The 17,521-nt window shown below is 50.0% G+C and carries 20 protein-coding genes and 1 pseudogene; 10 read left to right on the top strand and 11 right to left on the bottom strand.

What is annotated here, in order from left to right; all coding sequences use genetic code 11:
• Nucleotides 1-144: 144 nt before the first annotated feature.
• From hemH to NR201_RS07565, 3 genes and pseudogenes are all read right to left on the bottom strand, one after another.
• Nucleotides 145-1,116, bottom strand: a complete 972-nt coding sequence (gene hemH / locus NR201_RS07575; RefSeq protein WP_052271242.1) for a ferrochelatase — start codon at nt 1,114-1,116, stop codon at nt 145-147.
• A 629-nt stretch (nt 1,117-1,745) separates the two neighbouring features.
• Nucleotides 1,746-2,036, bottom strand: a complete 291-nt coding sequence (locus NR201_RS07570; RefSeq protein ID WP_010259114.1) for a Bor family protein — start codon at nt 2,034-2,036, stop codon at nt 1,746-1,748.
• Nucleotides 2,037-2,235: 199 nt separating this feature from the next.
• Nucleotides 2,236-2,370: pseudogene (locus tag NR201_RS07565) on the bottom strand (molecular chaperone DnaJ); the annotation flags it as partial.
• Nucleotides 2,371-2,509: 139 nt separating this feature from the next.
• On the opposite strand from NR201_RS07565, the gene NR201_RS07560 reads away from it, so the two are divergent.
• Nucleotides 2,510-2,968, top strand: a complete 459-nt coding sequence (locus tag NR201_RS07560; protein WP_071998026.1) for a GNAT family N-acetyltransferase — start codon at nt 2,510-2,512, stop codon at nt 2,966-2,968.
• 81 nt (nt 2,969-3,049) lie between these two features.
• Here NR201_RS07560 and NR201_RS07555 read toward each other — a convergent pair whose 3' ends face one another.
• On the bottom strand, nt 3,050-3,466 hold the full coding sequence (locus NR201_RS07555) for a GNAT family N-acetyltransferase (protein ID WP_033786822.1): 417 nt from the start codon (nt 3,464-3,466) through the stop codon (nt 3,050-3,052).
• Nucleotides 3,467-3,793: 327 nt separating this feature from the next.
• On the opposite strand from NR201_RS07555, the gene NR201_RS07550 reads away from it, so the two are divergent.
• Nucleotides 3,794-4,525, top strand: a complete 732-nt coding sequence (locus tag NR201_RS07550; RefSeq protein ID WP_256849594.1) for an aspartate/glutamate racemase family protein — start codon at nt 3,794-3,796, stop codon at nt 4,523-4,525.
• 240 nt (nt 4,526-4,765) lie between these two features.
• Here the strand turns inward: NR201_RS07550 and NR201_RS07545 are convergent, their stop codons facing one another.
• The 4 genes from NR201_RS07545 to NR201_RS07530 all read right to left on the bottom strand — a co-directional run bounded on the left by NR201_RS07545 (nt 4,766) and on the right by NR201_RS07530 (nt 7,703).
• Nucleotides 4,766-5,218: a GNAT family N-acetyltransferase gene (locus tag NR201_RS07545; protein WP_033786820.1), complete on the bottom strand. Its 453-nt coding sequence runs from the start codon at nt 5,216-5,218 to the stop codon at nt 4,766-4,768.
• 124 nt (nt 5,219-5,342) lie between these two features.
• Nucleotides 5,343-6,281, bottom strand: coding sequence for a right-handed parallel beta-helix repeat-containing protein (locus NR201_RS07540; RefSeq protein WP_256849593.1), 939 nt, complete (start codon nt 6,279-6,281; stop codon nt 5,343-5,345).
• A gap of 9 nt (nt 6,282-6,290) precedes the next feature.
• A complete protein-coding gene (locus NR201_RS07535; protein ID WP_306281287.1) occupies nt 6,291-6,854 on the bottom strand; it encodes a LysE family translocator in 564 nt (187 codons plus the stop codon).
• A 123-nt stretch (nt 6,855-6,977) separates the two neighbouring features.
• On the bottom strand, nt 6,978-7,703 hold the full coding sequence (locus NR201_RS07530) for a type 1 glutamine amidotransferase (RefSeq protein WP_256844024.1): 726 nt from the start codon (nt 7,701-7,703) through the stop codon (nt 6,978-6,980).
• A gap of 113 nt (nt 7,704-7,816) precedes the next feature.
• On the opposite strand from NR201_RS07530, the gene NR201_RS07525 reads away from it, so the two are divergent.
• The 3 genes from NR201_RS07525 (at nt 7,817) to NR201_RS07515 (ending at nt 10,041) form a co-directional block, all read left to right on the top strand.
• Nucleotides 7,817-8,590: a helix-turn-helix transcriptional regulator gene (locus tag NR201_RS07525; protein ID WP_256844106.1), complete on the top strand. Its 774-nt coding sequence runs from the start codon at nt 7,817-7,819 to the stop codon at nt 8,588-8,590.
• Nucleotides 8,591-9,204: 614 nt separating this feature from the next.
• Nucleotides 9,205-9,591: a hypothetical protein gene (locus tag NR201_RS07520; protein WP_256849592.1), complete on the top strand. Its 387-nt coding sequence runs from the start codon at nt 9,205-9,207 to the stop codon at nt 9,589-9,591.
• Nucleotides 9,592-9,789: 198 nt separating this feature from the next.
• Nucleotides 9,790-10,041, top strand: a complete 252-nt coding sequence (locus NR201_RS07515; protein ID WP_010670662.1) for a hypothetical protein — start codon at nt 9,790-9,792, stop codon at nt 10,039-10,041.
• Nucleotides 10,042-10,333: 292 nt separating this feature from the next.
• Here NR201_RS07515 and NR201_RS07510 read toward each other — a convergent pair whose 3' ends face one another.
• Together NR201_RS07510 and NR201_RS07505 are read right to left on the bottom strand one after the other, a co-directional pair.
• Complete coding sequence (locus NR201_RS07510; protein ID WP_256849591.1) at nt 10,334-11,581, bottom strand: sensor domain-containing diguanylate cyclase; 1,248 nt, start codon at nt 11,579-11,581, stop codon at nt 10,334-10,336.
• Between the two features lie 433 nt (nt 11,582-12,014).
• Complete coding sequence (locus NR201_RS07505) at nt 12,015-12,398, bottom strand: nuclear transport factor 2 family protein (RefSeq protein WP_010670660.1); 384 nt, start codon at nt 12,396-12,398, stop codon at nt 12,015-12,017.
• Between the two features lie 233 nt (nt 12,399-12,631).
• On the opposite strand from NR201_RS07505, the gene NR201_RS07500 reads away from it, so the two are divergent.
• From NR201_RS07500 to NR201_RS07480, 5 genes are all read left to right on the top strand, one after another.
• Nucleotides 12,632-13,270: a TetR/AcrR family transcriptional regulator gene (locus NR201_RS07500; RefSeq protein ID WP_045139922.1), complete on the top strand. Its 639-nt coding sequence runs from the start codon at nt 12,632-12,634 to the stop codon at nt 13,268-13,270.
• Nucleotides 13,271-13,333: 63 nt separating this feature from the next.
• On the top strand, nt 13,334-13,915 hold the full coding sequence (locus tag NR201_RS07495; RefSeq protein WP_031594338.1) for a TetR/AcrR family transcriptional regulator: 582 nt from the start codon (nt 13,334-13,336) through the stop codon (nt 13,913-13,915).
• Between the two features lie 53 nt (nt 13,916-13,968).
• Nucleotides 13,969-15,072: an alkene reductase gene (locus tag NR201_RS07490; RefSeq protein WP_256849590.1), complete on the top strand. Its 1,104-nt coding sequence runs from the start codon at nt 13,969-13,971 to the stop codon at nt 15,070-15,072.
• 54 nt (nt 15,073-15,126) lie between these two features.
• Nucleotides 15,127-15,870: an SDR family oxidoreductase gene (locus tag NR201_RS07485; RefSeq protein WP_033761021.1), complete on the top strand. Its 744-nt coding sequence runs from the start codon at nt 15,127-15,129 to the stop codon at nt 15,868-15,870.
• Nucleotides 15,871-16,275: 405 nt separating this feature from the next.
• Nucleotides 16,276-17,049, top strand: a complete 774-nt coding sequence (locus tag NR201_RS07480; protein WP_256844018.1) for a hypothetical protein — start codon at nt 16,276-16,278, stop codon at nt 17,047-17,049.
• Between the two features lie 101 nt (nt 17,050-17,150).
• Here the strand turns inward: NR201_RS07480 and NR201_RS07475 are convergent, their stop codons facing one another.
• Nucleotides 17,151-17,477: a hypothetical protein gene (locus tag NR201_RS07475; protein ID WP_010670656.1), complete on the bottom strand. Its 327-nt coding sequence runs from the start codon at nt 17,475-17,477 to the stop codon at nt 17,151-17,153.
• Nucleotides 17,478-17,521 lie beyond the last annotated feature (44 nt).

Raw genomic sequence — 17,521 nt, 5'->3', positions numbered from 1 at the left:
TTGCTTGCAGCTGGAGTGGCTGGTTTTCCAGGCGGCCCCTATAACGCCGCCCCGGCACGTATCACATACATGTCCGGGAGGGCCCACGCCTGGTTTCACTATGAATGTTGACACCTGCAACATCCGCTCACAAGAGTGTGAAAATCATCCCTGAAAACGATTAAGGTTCACAAGTTGTCGCAGCATCTCGATATGAATCGGTTTATCATTAAGCGCCGGTATGTAAGTAAACGATGTACCACCCGCATGCATAAAAATCTCCCTGTTCTGCTCATCAAGCTCCTCAAGCGTTTCTAAACAGTCTGATGCAAACCCCGGGCTGATTACCTGCAGGCTTTTTATTCCTTCATTCGGTAGATTTTTAATTGTCTCATCAGTAAAAGGCGTTAACCATGGCTCTCTGCCGAATCTTGACTGGAACGTCATCAATATTTTCAGTGACGGCATATTGATTGCTTCAATGAGTAATTTTGTCGTTAACTCACATCTTTCCTGGTATCGGTCCCCTTCTTTGACAAACCTTACCGGTATACCATGATATGAAATTAACAATGCATCTGGAACGCCGTTAGCTTCGAAAGATGCCTGAACGGATGCTCTTAACGCTTCAATGTAGGCAGGGTGATCGGCATAGTCATTGATGAAATTTATGGAGGGTGTATACCGGTTCTTCATTATCTGCAGGTGACGGCTCACGCTATCCCAAACAGAAGAAACGGTCGAAGATGAAAACTGGGGATACAAAGGAATGACGATAATTTTATCGACGCCTTTTTCCAGTAGCCTGTCAATTGCACTACCTATACTGGGCTCGCCATAACTCATCCCCAGCTCGACGGGCATACCTGTCACTTCTTCAAGCGCACGGGCTTGCCTGACGCTGTAAACCATGAGAGGGGAGCCTTCCTCCATCCAAATCGAAGAGTATAATTTCGCCACTCGCCTTGCACGTAATGGGATAATCACGCCATGTAAAATGGGGCACCAAATGATTCTTGGTAAGTCGACCACTCTGTAGTCATGCAGAAATTTAGATAAAAATTTCTTTACCGCAACAGGCGTTGGTTCTTTTGGTGTTCCAAGGTTAACAATCAAAACACCCTGTTTATTCGTCATCAGGTGGGACCCTCAAAGCCATTGTCACTAACTCACTCATGCCAGTCACTCCGTAGCAGCTTGTCTTAAAGGCCTCAATTTGACCTCATTTTGTAGAAATAATTGAAATGCAGATTGACTGTTTCACGGCTTATGATGCTATGAGTCTGATTGCAGCCATCGTTTTTACTCAATGATCATGATTTTAGGACAAATCATCAGTGAAAACATTACTTTCTCTATCGTCAGATTTAACCGGTGCGGGGCTACGCGACGTCATTATTGAAGTCGGCGTGTGGAGGAGTTAGCTGGAGGAGGTGAGAAAACCGCATCTGGATGCCCGCGCAGATGCATGCCTTAGGCTTGATCTTTTTATGCGTATAAGTGATGAAGGCGACTTACCTGCTCCCTGTCAATTCTTACAAAACGCTTTTAGCAATGTCCGTTACTCGCTCAAAGCGGCCTGACACGCATCAACAGTTTACCACTGCTTTTACCAGGCTGGACGACGTTGCCTGAACTCGTTTCGGATATCGTCGTCAGCAGGCGAGCCGCGCAGCGGTGCGAGAGCAGAATTTAATAGTTACAATATACTAATGCGATTTAATAACAGGCGCAGGATTAGGCCGGCGAACCGGCCTGAGGCATTATCAGATGGCGCAATAAACGCGCGCTTCACGTGGCGTGTAGATACCAAATGTCACCACGCTCAGTAAGCCATTAACAAACGTCTGCTGCACTTCAACCCGGTTAACTTTTTCCTGGCCGCCGCACACCTGCGCCGCATCAATGCTCTTACGCTGACCGATACCTGAAACAAAGAACGGCTGGCTGGTGGTTTTCGTCGCCGCGCCAACTTGATTCTGTTTCATTACGAAAGTCTGCTGCGCACAGCCGGTTAAACTCAGAGCCAACAACGCCGCAACACAAAGCTTGTTCATAAATATCCTTATCGCCTGAAATGAAAAAAAATGCTGAGTGAAATCATCACTCAGCCAGCAATCAGGTTATCGACAACGAAAGCGGAAACTTGAGAAAGATTTTTAAGTACGCCTAACGGATACGTTTTGCTGAATAGTACAGCAATAAAAAAAGCCCCTGCACAGCAGGAGCTTTTTATGTTTACCGCAGCGTTTCCGCTTAGCGAGTCAAATCGTCGAAGAACTTTTTGACGCCATCGAGAAAGCTTTTGGAATGCGGACTGTTCTTCTCGCCCGCCGCACCACCAAAGCTCTATTCCGGCTCACGCAGCAGCGACTTATGCTTCTCGCTCATAGCGGACCCTGGGCTGCCGTCAGTCCGCTTTGTGCCAGAGGCGGATGTTTCACATGCACTCCTATGTAAAATACTGAAGGCCGTCATACATGGAACATTATGTTAGATTCAGTAGTTAAAACTGAATCCAGGATAGCGAATGTTCAGCATTTCAGAAGTAGATAAAAGTGATTCTGACCTACTGTGGCTGGTAAGCGAACTCGATGCCTTTCAGAACGCACTATATCCTGCAGAAAGTAATCACTGCCTGGATCTTTCAACAGTTACTGATGAGCAGCTCCGGTGCATTATCGTACGTGATGAAGGTGGCTTACCTGCAGGTTGTGGTGCTTTGCTATTTCATGAAAATGGCTCAGCTGAGATTAAGCGGGTTTATATTCGACCGGAATATCGGCGTAGGAAGCTCGGAGAACAGATAGTCAGCGCAATCGAGACGATTGCTTCAGAAAAGAATTTGAGCCTATTGCAGCTTGAAACAGGGATTCACCAGCAAGCGGCTATAGCACTTTATCGTAGATGCGGTTATGAGATATGCAATTCATTCCCACCTTATGCAACAGATCCGTTGAGTGTTTTTATGTGCAAAAAACTTCCTTAACTTCATGTTTTTATGTTGCTAAAGGGTGTAGATGCAAAGTTATAATGTCCGCACCCCCACCTATGAACAGGCTATCTGGTTTTATCGGAGAGGCTTTTTCATTGAAGGTGATGTGTGAGCCACAAAGCCATTCCGTTCATAAAACGGTATCGCCTGCTGTCGGGCATCAAGGAACACGAAGTTCATATCCCTGCTTTCTGATTCAGTGGTGGCAAAATCCAGCAATTTTTTCCCTATCCCTGTGCTTCTTAAAGCCTCATCTACGATCAAATCATCAATATGGAGATGTGATCCTCTGGCCAGAGTATGAACGGGACGGAAACCCATCAAGCCAAGCATTTTTTCATTGCCAAATGCGCCAACAAGTTCATAACCGTTCAACGTCTGAATTCTGACGCTTTCGATAAATTTTTCTTTGGAAATGTTCCGTAGCTGTGAAATCAGACTGTAAGCATGATCCCATTCTAGCGGCAGTAACTTTCTGATTGAAATATTCATAGTGCCTTCATTTCCATATAGGTTTCTGATTTTATAAGCTTATGAGCAATGATCCGCAACAGTGAAGTTATGTTTAACGTATTAGAACATTCAGTTGCCATAAGTGAAACGTCTGCTCCTCGCTCATAGCGGACCTTCCGGAGCGTAGGTCCGCTTTGTGCCTGAAGCCTGCTCTCTCCGCATCATGATATGTTGATCAATTGCGGCAGTTCACCTGCACCTTTCTGAGTGACCTCCCGCATGTTCATTCCGTTCGTCAGTAATTTTGCAGGCAACTTAGCTATAATTTGTTAAGCGGAAAGAAGATCTTAAAAGGAGGCACTGACAATGACTGTTTCTATAGGTGTGCTTGCAGGAATGGGACCCCGCTCCACAGCCCCCTTCGTTGATATGCTGGTGACAGAGTGTCACATCGGGTACGGAGCGAAATATGATATGGATTTTCCTAAAATGCATATTATCTCGTTGCCGACACCTTTCTGGCCTGGCAAGAAAGTTGATGATAATGCGATGATCGCAACCCTGCAGCAGGGTATTACCGAACTCGTCAGGGCCAAAGTGAGTCTGATAGCTGTTCCCTGTAATCTTGCGCACTGCTACTTTGCCGAAATGAAGGCGGTGAGCTCCGGTATCCCACTTCTGCATATCGCAGACATTGCACTTGAGTCACTGCCTGCAGAGGCAACCAGGATTGCTGTACTGGCTACGGAACCTACACTGGAAGCGGGTTTTTATCAGGCGCGGATAGAAGCTTCTGGCAAAGAGATTATTGATCCACCTCTGCTTCGTGAGATGACCACATCGCTAATTGGACGGATTAAAACGAAAGGTTTTCATGACTCCGGTGTACAGGCAGAGTGGATGAATTTAATGTCTGTAGTGGCAAATCTTAATGTGGAGGCTCTTCTTATTGCCTGTACAGATCTTAGTCCCCTGATAACTGAAAACACTTTCAGCTTTGTCATCGTAGATACGGCAGCAAGCCTTTCCAGTGCGACCATTAAAAACTACAGACGTATGTCCGGGAAAATTACAGGCGGCACCCATAATACCGGCTAACCTGATGTCCGCTCTTCGCTCAAAGCTGCCAGTCAGTTCCTTTGATTTCCTGAAGAAGTTTAAGCCGCCGTTCTGCATGCCTGGTCAGAAACGCAGTGTGTCCAGAGCGGCGCGGATTTACCTGTAATTGCTCTGATTTGCCTGAAAGTGGTTTGGTTATGTCAGTGCTGTATCCCGGCAGGCGTTCCTGAAAAGCGGTTCACTGGACAGAATATGCGGCCTATCCAGGACGTGACTATATCAACGCACTGGGTCTCTGAGACAGAGATGGTGCGTGACTTTTTCTATGCCAGTCAAAGCAACAAAGCCAGCTCGTTCATAGAATGTGAATGCCGATGGAGGAGCGTTTGTGTTGATAAAATCAAACCAGTGGCCAGAATTCTTAAGTGTCTCACTGAGCAGAGCGCTGCCAACCTGCCTTTTTCTCCATCCTGAGTCTACATAGAGATGTCGCAGACGTCCGATGCCAGTTTTTAGTGTAAACGGGTCGATGTTGAGTCCACACACGCCAATGATTAATCCATCTACAGAAGCCCCAATTAGTTTTTCTCCGGGTCTGTCAAAGCGGTTATGTCCGCTAAGCCAGTTGTCTTCCAGTCGGCGTAACATGTTAAACCCTTCAGCCATGCTCTGCGATCTTAACTCAGTAAATCCAGGGCTGTCCGGGGTGACGCTTGTGAGTTGGATATTCATGATTCTTCCAGTGATTTCAATCTGCATAGTCAGGACAGAATTATGATTGTGTCCAGTATGACAATGGCACTCTCATACTTCCTACTGCCATCAATGCTCGCTTTGTGCCAAAAGCGGACAAAAATTATTGGGAGATTATGGACGCTGGTTCAGCCGGCGCATTGAGATGAACATCACACTGAGGGCCAAAGCATTGTATCTGCTGGCAGGCAGGCTTACCGCTGAGGCAATTGTGATAAACGTGCATGTTATGCAGTCTGACATTAAAGACGGTATCCATATGGATACCGTAATCGGCATTGTCATGCACCTCCAGATCGCTCATATAAACGTTGATCAGGTGCGAACCCCGAATGCCGTGCCCGCGTGGGCTGGCATAATAACCTCCGCTGTTTTTTCCGGTCTGGATTAGACGAACATCTGCGACGCGGCGAAGGTAGATGTTGTGAAAATAGTCCTTGTCAGTGTTGCCATTGTTATGCAACTTCAGATCCGTCGCCATGACATGACTGGCGCCTTTGATATGGATCCCATCGCTGCTGTTCTCCACCTCAACGTTCTGAAGAGTAATATCATTACAGCCGGTTTTTTCATCGGCGGTCGGGTCTCCGCTGCAGTTAAAAAAGAGACCAATCTGATTATTCCTCAGATCCTGACTGTCAGCCCGTTGGTCAATAGTGCCGACCAGTTTCACATCCTTTATCGTGACGTGGCTGGCGGCAGTGGTATAGAGCAGCGGCGCATTAATGGTGCTCCTCACCGCAGGACTCCAGGTGATAACCGTACCCGGCCCCGTGCCTTGAAGTGCCACATTGCTGCTCAGCAACAGGCTGCTGGCCTGAAACCAGGTACCTTTACCGAGCAGTACCGTGCCGCCACCGGCGACCTGTTTAATGCATTCAGACAGTTTTTGTGAAGATGAACACGCCACCGTGCCAGCAGCAACGGCAGCGGGGAGGTAACATGCCAGCATGAAACCAGCGATAAAACTGACATTGCGTAAAAGGGCTTTCAAAGTAATTTTGCTCACAGTTAACTTAAGAACAGAGGGAGAGGTCAACACTGACAGAGATCATCTCAGAAGGAGCCGGATCCCCAGATACCCCATCACCAGCCCACTCGCTTTATCCAGCCGGGATTTGTATTTCATATAGGTGAGACGTGGCTTTTCAGCCGATAACAGCCATGCCACCAGGCCATACCAGGCTGCATCAATGAAGAACGCCATACCGGGCAACAAAAGATAAAGATAGGGCGAGATATGCTGACTGAGCAGCGCAGCAAAAATACTGCCAAATACAATTGCTGTATTCGGATTACTGAGCTGAGTCGCCATACCGGTAATAAACGCGCGGCCCGGACGGTGTGCGTTTTCGCCTCCCAGGCTCAGATCCAGGCTGTCGCCCGTTCTGAAAAGCATGCCACAGCCAAGCCAGAGAAGGTAAACCCCACCGGCGGTTTTAAGCACGGCATACAGCCAGGGAACCAGCTCCAGCAGAGAGTGCAGCCCGGCCAGCGCAATAACTGAGAAAATCATGCATCCCACGCCCATGCCTGCGGCGGCGGAGAGCGCACTGAGGCGAGATGAGACGACGGCAGTACGTACTATCATGATGAAGCTTGATCCGGGACTCATGGCGCCTACCAGGATAGCGCCGGCTATCGTCAGAAGGGCGGCTGGCGATTCAGTCATAGTGTTACCTGCACTGTTAGTTTCAGAATTGCCTCTTTTGAGCAGGATAATCTGCGCAAAAGACGATCATTGATGGCTCTGGTTGTAACGCCCGGCCAGTTTGTCCAGGAATGTGAACAGAGCCTGGTTCATCTCCCGGTAATCATGTGCACGCAGTTGTGCAGGCGTATGGACAAAGCGGTATTCAGCTCCCCGGCTCATATCCTTTTCGGAGTGCGCAATAAGCAGTTCGACTACTTCCGGTGTCAGCTCCATGTGGCACTGGAAACCGAACACCAGATCGCTGTAGGCGACGATCTGACGCGGGCACCCTTCACTGTGGGCGATGACCGTGGCATCAGGCGTCAGCCCAGGCATATCGTTATGCCAGTGACCGACCTCAAGCGTGTGTCCGAAATGTGAAAACAGCTCATGCTGTTGCCCTGCCTGCGTCAGAGAGACAGGAAACTTGCCGATCTCTTTTTCCGGGCTGTGTGCAAAAGAAGCACCGAGCGCCTCACCAATGAGCTGGGAACCCAGGCAGATGCCAATAACGGCTTTACCTGCGCGCACAGCGGATGCGATGACCGCCTGCTCAGCCTTTGCATCAAAATGCGGGCACTCTTCAGGGGTGGTTGCCGGGTCCTGTGGACCGCCCATAACAATCAAAAAATCGATGTCATCCACGCTGGACGGTAGAGCCTCACCTTCATAAACTCGTGAATAGGTGACGTGATTACCTTTGCCTATGGCCCAGGACTCATAAGCGCCGGGAGCCTCAAAACTTTCATGGATGATGAAATGAACGTGCATTTAAAGATGCTCCTGTAATGCTTATGTTAACCTTAATTTTTCAAGTTTCACCCTGCCGGGATGTTATGAATCGGGTGAGTCCAACTAAGATAACTGCAGGAACTAAATTTGAAATGCCAGGTAGCATAGATAAAGCGCCAAGACATGATGAAGCGACGGGATGGTCTTGCACCGCCATCAGCTATCAACGCGGAGAGACCGATCCTCCTCATCATCATATTGAAGGACAGCTGTTATTTGCTACCAGGGGCGTTATGTTGGTTGAAACAGAGGGCAATCGTTGGGTGATACCCCCTCAGCGGGCATTGTGGCTACCGCCTCTGCAGATTCACAGCTACAACCTGCTATCCCACACCGACTTAAGGGCTATTTATTTCAGTAGCAGTCTTATCGAAGAATGCCTGAATTTTACGAAGAGTCGCCAGGTGCATGTGATTACAGCCACCGCACTGGTGAAAGAGCTGATAGCCGGGCTTTTCAATGCCGACTACACTGGACCGAGCCAGCGTAAAATGGCGCTGTTAATTTTAGAAATTCTCAGTGAGGCAAAGCCTTTGACCGCGGAGCTACCTATGCCGCATGATGAGCGCTTAAACAGGGCAACCAAAGAGTTACTGGTCAGTCACCGCTGGGAAGCGTCTCTAAGCGATCTGGCCCATATTGCCAATATGTCTGAACGCACCTTCTCGCGAATGTTTATTAAGGATACGGGCTTCAGCTTCAGAACCTGGAAGCAAAGAGCAAGAATTTGTGCGTCATTAGATCTCCTCGCCAATGGCATCTCAATTAAGCAGGTCTCCTACCAACTGGGCTTCTCATGTCCGGCTGCATTTACCGCTGCATTTCGTTCCATTCTGGAATTAACACCACGCAATTTTCTTCTTTAGCACATGGCCAATGTCCGCTTTTCGCTCAAAGCAGCCAGTCGATGCGCTAACATCACGTTTTCAATCAGTCACCGTTTACTGCGCTGGCGAACGTGTGCGTAACCCCCGCGATGTCTGTTTCTCTGGGCTTCCTTTCTTCCCATAATCTGCCGATTGGCATGCAGTTCTGTGCAGGATTTAATCAGGAGAATTTATTGCTGGCACTGGCGGATCAGCTTAAAAGCACCTATCCGTGGCAGACAAGAAAACAGGAGGTATGGGCTGGGCGCTAAAGACCTTTCAGAAGCATCGCCTGATGCTTTTTTCCAGAACGTGTAAGCGACGACTTCCTCTCTGCTATTTTTTGTCTCGAAAATAGCGGGGAGAGGCGACCGGCTCATAAAGTCACCTGGAAAACTTTAGCTCACTGCTCACGGTTGACATGACTCTCCGTAACAGGCATACCACTTTGTCAGTTTTGCCGTTAGTGAACAGGTGAACAACCGGGAACTTCCGCTATCGAACGATCTGATATTGTGAGTATTTGCGCTCGTCGTCAGAAGCGGAATAATATCGATATCGGTGGTTTAGACTGTTGAAGTAACAACTCAGGTCTGAAAGATCAGGAGATTAATATGCAATCAGTTCGCCTCATGGGTGACGGATACGAACCTCATGTGACACAGGAGGAAGGTAAACTGACCTACTCATTGCCTGTCGATTCTGGTTTTATCAGCTATGAATTTGCCTTTGAGATCAGCCGGCACGATCTGGATATTCTGCTTTCCGATGATTACAGACGTGCCGTGCTCGAAATTACTGCGCATACCTTGCTCCAGCGTTCGACGCTAAAAGGCTATAACCGCTTTACCCAGAAAGACTTCGATAAACTGGTCACGAACACCCTTCACTCCACACCCGATTTCCTGCAAACATTCATTTCTCAGATAAGCCATGAACATCACATTGTTATAGAGCATTACGTGAAAGAAATCATTGACCGGCGTTCTGCCTCACAATGAATACAATGAGTACTAAAGAACACATTTAAACTTTATGAAGTGAAAGCGACTGTCCCTTCAGGTGGGATATCAAGTGCAAAACAGTGTCCTGCGATAGCTCTACACCTGAACATTCACATAAAAGGGAGGTTTTACAGAGTGAGTTGTGAGTTCTGTCAGGATCTATGTGTTAAATACGTTATACGGGAACCTCGTCAGTTGAGCCTGGCAATACGTATTGCACATAACGCAGTTAAAGAAGAGATCATTTCCGAAGTTTCAACCATCAATAACTGGAATCAGTACACCTTTTCTGAATGTGCTGAACAGATGATTTGGGGCGATATCGTTGATTACCATTTTGCATGTAATCATTGCGGAACCTCGTTCGTGCTGGGAGCTGAAACCTATCATGGCAGTGGGGGTTACTGGTCTCCAGAAAGTGAAAAACCAACAGAAATAATAAACTGAGGCAATGAATTGCCTTAAGCGGAGTTCCGCGAAGTCACTCAGGCCAGTCCATCACAGACGTTTGAGGGAATTCAGTAGCCTGTCTCGCACATAGATGCTGGTCATCAGCAACAGACTTCTTTTTGTGCCTGAAACAGAAAATCTTTCTGCCGTGGCACGCGGTTTCAGAATATAAGGCGGGTTAATCAGGCGTTCAGGAAATGTATCCTTGCGGGAACAGGCGGCAAAGCGTTAAACGTAAGATCTATTACCTTCAAATCCGGAAGGTCATACCAGCAATCATATGCATCGACTAAGGCTCTTCTGACTCAAAAAACTGATACGACCCATCACGTCGGGCTTTGGCCTGGTACATCGCTTTATCCGCGTTTTCGAATAATATTTTGGCCGATGCCGTCCCAAAGCGGGCAAGGCTGATACCGATAGCCGCGCCAATGCGCACATCCATATTATCAATGGCGAATGGCGCGTGCAGACTTTCAATAATACGCAGGGCAATGGCAGCGGCTGTATCGCGATTTCTGCACTTTGCCGCCACAACAAATTCATCTCCGCCCAGTCGCGCCAGTGAGTCGCCCGGACGCATACAGCGTTGCAACCGTTCACTGACCTGCTGCAGCAAGGCATCCCCTGTCGCGTGGCCCATCAAATCGTTCACCGCCTTAAAGCCATTAAGATCGATAAACATCACCGTCGTGTAGGCCTCATCATCCACCTTCGCCAGCATGCGCCCGACCTGGTCGTTGATCCAGGTACGATTATGCAGCCCGGTCAGCGTATCCAGCGTTGCCAGCTTCTCCAGATTGCGCATCCTCTCTTTGTCTCGCGTAATGTCGCGCGACACCAGAACTGCACCGATATTTTTGCCGGTAGAGGGATTGATGACGCCACAGGCTTTGGTGCCCAGAATGATGTAGTGGCCGTCACGATGCAGCTTGCGCACCTCAACGACGTCCGGCAGTACTCCTCCGTTAAAGATGCAGGCGAGTGCTTCAGAAGCGGGGCCGCGGTCATCGGGATGCAGGAAATCCACCACCAGCTGACCGACAACTTCTTCGGCTGTCCAGCCAATCATTTCGCTATAAGAGGGCGAGATTGAAACGTACCGGCCATCCGCGTCGCAATGGGCAATCAGATCGGTGCTGTTTTCAATTAACAGACGATATTCTGCCGCCGTGCGTAGCGCATCTTCCAGCGCTTTACGCTGTCCGGTCACATCAAGAATGAAGCCTTTATACTGCAGACGGGACGTGCCAGGCTGGCGATCCGGCAGGCCAGATACAATAACCCGACGCGTCTTGCCATCCAGACAGTTGATCGGCACTTCAATATGAAAAGGCGTCAGGAAATCAAGCGCGGCGGTAAGTTGCAGCGCGATCTTTGCATCGTCGTCGGCCTGTGCCAGTCTCAGCCATGAACTCAGCGTCACACCCTTCAGTTCAGGCATCAGACCAGCAGGGCTTTCCTGACTGGCGACGCAGATACCCTGGGCGTCTGTAGACCAGACAGCGGTAAAAGAGGGTTTGATCATTGTGTTCATGGCGGCCGACTCCGACGTAGCTGACGATATTAAACAGGCTCAATACTCGTCGCTACAGACCTGATTATAACCGTTAATGTCCGCCTGTAGCTGAAGGAGGATCCGGAGACAGGTTCACCATTGCGAGAATACCCGCCATTGACGGCGGCTGACGCTGCGCTTGTCCGTCTGCAGCTGCTGAGGTGCCGCCCTGCCCGCACAAAAATGAGCGAACCCGGGATTCAGTGTCAGAAGTATGAGCCAGTGTTTATCGGCCGATCGGGCCAGAATCTTTAATGATGCCACCTCTGCCAAAAGCGCTGGGGTATGATTATGTTGATTAATAGCAACCGGATAATCAGGCGTAAAATCACTTTACTGTTTTATTCGTCTCAATACTTTTTTGCAGCCCGCAGCAAACGCAGGCTGCAACGGTCAGCTGACCAGACCTGGATCAGTCTGCCGTATGTGTGTGATAGATCTTGCTGACCACGGTCCAGCGATCGTTCACTTTCAGCAGGTTAAAAAAATCAGTGAAACGGAAACCAGAAATGTCGTCAGTGTCGATGCGGGCACTGGCGGCAGACCCAACAATATCTACGCGCACGATAGCCGCTTTTGCTTCGGGTGAAGGACGGAATGCGGTGTCGATGGTGTCAAACAATCCCTGAATTGGACCGCCGCTGAGGTTGCCGTCACTGTCGAGACCAAAAATGGTCGCCCTGTCGCTGAAAGCGGGCTTCATGAGCTCACTTTTCGCCTGCTTTCCTCCCTCGTTATACTGATTGAGCACTGCCACGATGGCGTTATAGTCCTGTACATAGGTCGTGTTATTCATCTGTTTTCTCTCCGTTCTGATTAATAAGGTATCCCTTCAGACACCCCGCTTTTGGGTGATATTTTCTGACACAGACATGTACCGACTCAGTGCGACAGCAGCCTGCCGGGGGAGCGCAGGCGGGATAAAAGGCGAGCCACTGTGTCGATTTAATTCTGTAGTGAGCACTATGCAATGTTATTATTGTATAGTGATCACTATGTAATATGTCAAGAGAATGATTGAGGCCGTCTATGAAAATACCTGACCAGCCTGCTGCCACTGAAAAGCCGAAAGGCCGGCCACGAAGCTTTGACCGTGATAAAGCGTTGCTGAAGGCGCTGGATCTTTTCTGGCGCAAAGGTTTTGAGCCGGCATCGGTTGCCGAACTTTGCGCCGCCATGGAAATCAACCCACCCAGCCTCTATTCCGCCTTTGGCAACAAGGCAAAACTTTTTCTGGAGGCCGTGAACTACTACGAAACAAAGTACTGGAAAGCGACCTGGCTGCGGCTTGAGGAGACGCAGGATATTGGTGAAGCGATTGACGGTTTCTTTAGCGAAGCAGCCGATATTCTGCTCTCCCCTTCAGCGCCCTGCGGCTGCATGGTGGTGCTGGCAGCCATCAATGTTTCAGCAGAATCGACGGATGTTGTCAGGGCGGTTAGCGTTCTCAGGCAGGAAGGAAAAGATCTGTTTGAAAAAAGGCTGGTCAGAGCGGTTCAGGAGAAGCAACTGCCCGCAGATACCAACACCGTCGCGCTGGCTACCGTTCTGAATACGCTGCTGGAAGGCATGTCGATAGAGGCGAAAGACGGTGCGACGCTTCAGAGCCTGAAATTGATCGGGCAGCACGCCACCCGACTGCTTCACCCGCTCACAATCAGAAACTGAAAGCATGAAAAAGGTTAAAAGTCACTAGACGACCGGTCAGTTTTTCACTAGAGTGTGCACATTATGAAAAGAAACGTGACAGATATGCGGCAGCACATCATTGATGTGGCCAGGGCGATCATTACTCATAAGGGCTACAGCGCCGTCGGGATTTCCGAGATTGTAAAAGCGGCGGATATCCCAAAAGGCTCGTTTTATTACTACTTTCCGTCGAAGGAAGCGTTTGCAGAGGCGCTGCTGGAGCACTACTTCAGCCACTATTTGCTGGAAGTAGAGCATCAGCTAGGCGGAACAGGAACGGCGAGAGAGCGACTGCTGCGCTATTTTACCTTCTGGAAAACGACCCAGGGCGCAGACCTGCCTGAAAGTAAATGTCTCGTGGTCAAGCTGGGGGCGGAAGTCTGCGACCAGTATGAGAACATGCGGCATGTGCTGGCCACGGGCACCCATGAAATTGTGCTCAAAATTGCTGCCTGTCTCCGGCTCGGTCAGGAAGATGGCTCCCTGCCCGCCGTAACGGATGCCACTGAACTGGCAGAAGAACTCTATCAGCTCTGGCTGGGGGCTTCCCTGATGGCGAAAATCCACGATCCTGACAAAGCGTTCAGTCAGGCAATGAACGCAACAACACGGCTACTCGGGTAGCCGGTTTTTTTTATCCAATTACTAGACGACCGGTCAACTATTAAGAGGTTTATATGACTGACAACAGTACCCGTACCGATTTATTTTCACCTGTTTCGATGGGCAGCCTTCAGCTGTCAAACCGCATTGTCATGGCACCGGTCACGCGTAGCCGTTACGGTGAAGAGGGTGTGCCTGATGAACTCCATGCTACCTACTATGCACAGCGTGCCGGGGCTGGCCTGATTATTTCTGAAGCCACCAACATCTCTCCGCAGGGACGCGGCTATGCCGCTACGCCGGGGATATGGAGCGAAGAGCAGGTGGCTGGTTGGAAAAAGGTCACCGGGGCAGTCCACGCCAAAGGCGGCAAAATCGTCTGCCAGTTATGGCACGTGGGCCGTTTTTCAAGCGTGGAACTGCAGCCTGACGGCCAGCGTCCGGTTGCGCCATCTGCCATTAAAGCTGAAGGACAGACTTATACCGTAAACGGCTTTGTGCCGGTATCGACGCCACGTGCGCTGGAAACAGAAGAAATCCCCGGCATCATTGAGCAATACAAACGTGCAGCTGAAAATGCCCTGCGTGCCGGTTTCGACGGCGTTGAGGTCCACTCTGCCAACAGCTACCTGCTCGATCAGTTCCTGCGTGATTCCACCAATCACCGTACTGACGCCTACGGTGGCTCTATTGAAAACCGCGCCCGCCTGACGCTGGAAGTGACAGAAGCCATCATCAACATCTGGGGCAATGACAAAGTCGGTATCCGCCTCTCTCCGGTCACGCCTGATGCCGGTAACACCCCGCCAGACAGCAATGTTATGGCGATGTACGGCTACCTCATTCAGCAACTTAACCGGTTCAACCTGGCTTATCTGCACTTCGTTGAAGGCGCGACGGCCACCTCTCGTGATGTGCCTGCCTATGTGGACATGGACGCGCTGAGCGCCCAGTTCAACGGTCCGTTTATTGGCAATAACAACTATGACCTTGAGATGGCCATCAGCCGCCGCAACGCCGGAATTATTGATGCGGTTGCCTTTGGACGCCTGTTCATCTCCAACCCGGATCTGGTTAAGCGTCTGCGTTACGGTGCCGCGCTGACCATCGCGCCGAAAGAAGCCTATTACGGCGGTGGTGCAGAGGGTTATACCGACTGGCCGGAAGCCAGCTGCTGATAACGGTTTATGGCGGGTGACTACCCGCCCCTTTCACCAGAAGGAGAATTAAAAATGAATTACCTGCAACAGAAAACAGCCATTATTACGGGTGCATCCTCCGGGATTGGTGCGGCTACCGCGCGGGAACTTGCGCGTCATGGCGTGAATATTGTGGCGGCAGCACTGGACCAGGATGGCCTCGATACGCTGGTACGTCAGATTGAAGCTGAAGGGGGACGCGCTGTCGGCCTGGTAACCGATGTTACGCGTCTGGAAGAAACCCAGGCGCTGGTGAAGTTCGCCAGTGACACCTTCGGCTCCATAGACATACTGATTAACAATGCGGGCCTGATGCTTTTCTCAAGCTGGAGTGACGTTGCATGGGAAGAGTGGAACAAAATGGTCGACGTCAATATCAAAGGCTATCTGAACGCCATTGCCTCTGTGTTACCCGTTATGCTGAAGAAAAATGAGGGACAGATCCTGAATATGGCATCGGTTGCAGGTCATCAGGTGGATGCGGGTGCAGGGGTTTACAGTGCAACAAAATTCTTCGTCCATGCCATGACAGAATCGATGCGCAAAGACTTAGGGGTTAATAACGGGATACGCGTCAATACCATCAGCCCTGGCGTAATCAATACCGGCTGGGCCGATAAAGTCGGCGATCCTCAGGGCCGTAAAGTGGCTCAGGAACTCAATAAATTAGCCATCAGCCCACAGGATGTGGCTAATGCGGTGGTGTATGCACTTAATCAGCCGCAGAACGTTACCGTCAACGACCTGATCGTTTCTCCCACCAGACAAAACTGGTGATATCCGGATAACAGCGTCGGGGTTGCCACGCCATCCACCCTGCCCTGATGCTGATTATCAGGGCAATACTGCCCCGGCATGGCTCGCACGCCCTGATGCTACTTTCCTTCAATTTTCGCCTGATTAAGCCGCCGGGCTATCACTCTTTGCATCGCCTGAAAATTAAGAAGAAAACAGAGTAACTCAGAATTAATTCTTATAGGTTAACAGGGAAAACAGCCCAAACACTGCACTCCGACAGAGCAAATATTACATTAAATCATAGGGTAAATGCCGGTTTAGTGATTGACAAACTGTGATCAAAAATCCTGTCATAGTTTTCTTTAGCTTAACCTTTTCTTAAGATTAATCTTATAACATCGTCTCTGTATTAGCCCATGTTGGGCTGTTCCGGAGTATCACCCTATGCAAAATAACAACACAGCTTCTCACGCTCTCAGTAAAGTTCCGGCCGTTACCGCGGCTTTCTGGTTAACCAAAATCGCTGCGACTACCCTGGGTGAAACCGGCGGCGATGCGGTGACCATGTCGATGAATCTCGGTTACCTGACCGGGACATTGATTTTCGCCATCATCTTTCTGGTCGCGGTGGTGGTGCAGATAAATCGCCACAGTTTCAACAAATGGATTTACTGGTTCACCGTGGTGGCCACAACCACCGTTGGCACGACGATGGCAGATTTTGCCGATCGCTCACTGGGCATAGGGTATTTAGGTGGCACCGTGCTGCTGAGCACCCTGCTTATCCTCTCGCTTTTCCTGTGGAAAATCACCTGCGGTACGGTTGCGGTCAGTTCTGTGAGCAACGGCGTCACAGAGAGTTTTTACTGGGTCACTATTATGTTTTCACAAACCCTGGGCACGGCCTTAGGTGACTGGACGGCAGACACTGAAGGGCTGGGCTACGATGGCGGGATCCTGCTGTTTGTTGGCGCGCTGGCAATCATCTGGGCGGCCAGTCGCTTTACATCACTTTCGCGTACGGGGCTCTTCTGGGCGGCCTTTATCCTGACCCGACCACTGGGTGCCGTGGTCGGCGACTTTCTGGACAAACCCCTTGCCTCAGGCGGACTCGCGCTAAGCCGCTACGGTGCCTCACTGACGCTGGCGCTAATCATCATCGCTCTTCTGGTGATGCTGCCACAGCGTCCGGCAATGAAGACCGCCACGGCGAGTTAAAAAACGTTACTGGCAAATGTACAGATAACGCATCGACTTAAACGTAATCAGGGCCGCCAGCGATGGCGGCTTTTTTATTATCTGATGCGTAACAGGCTACATCAGACAGAGCGCTCAAATGAGACGATTTGACCATCGGGTGCAGCAGCGAGTACCGGCAGACTCTCTGCTGGCTCCTGCATTTTCACCCGAAACGCCGTGTTGCTGGCATCAAGGAAAACGGTTCTCAGATGACGGTTACAGATGAACCATATTTCATCGCGGTCATTTGAAAGAATGTAGTAAGCATCTGATGTTTCAGAGGGGTTAAAACAGCCCAGCGCGCGATAAGCCGTCTGCGGGGTAAAACCGCTGGAAAGCGGCAGTGGCCTGGGGCCATGCGCTAACTCTTCAATCCTGAGGTAAAGCCCCTGTTCAAGCCACAGCATAATGTCACTCCCTGAGAGTAGAGAAACCGGGCTGAACGTGTCGG

It is taken from the genome of Pantoea sp. Fr-CA_6 (genome assembly GCF_024520895.1).
Lineage (GTDB): Bacteria > Pseudomonadota > Gammaproteobacteria > Enterobacterales > Enterobacteriaceae > Pantoea > Pantoea agglomerans.
This window is presented reverse-complemented; position numbering and strand designations above follow the sequence as displayed.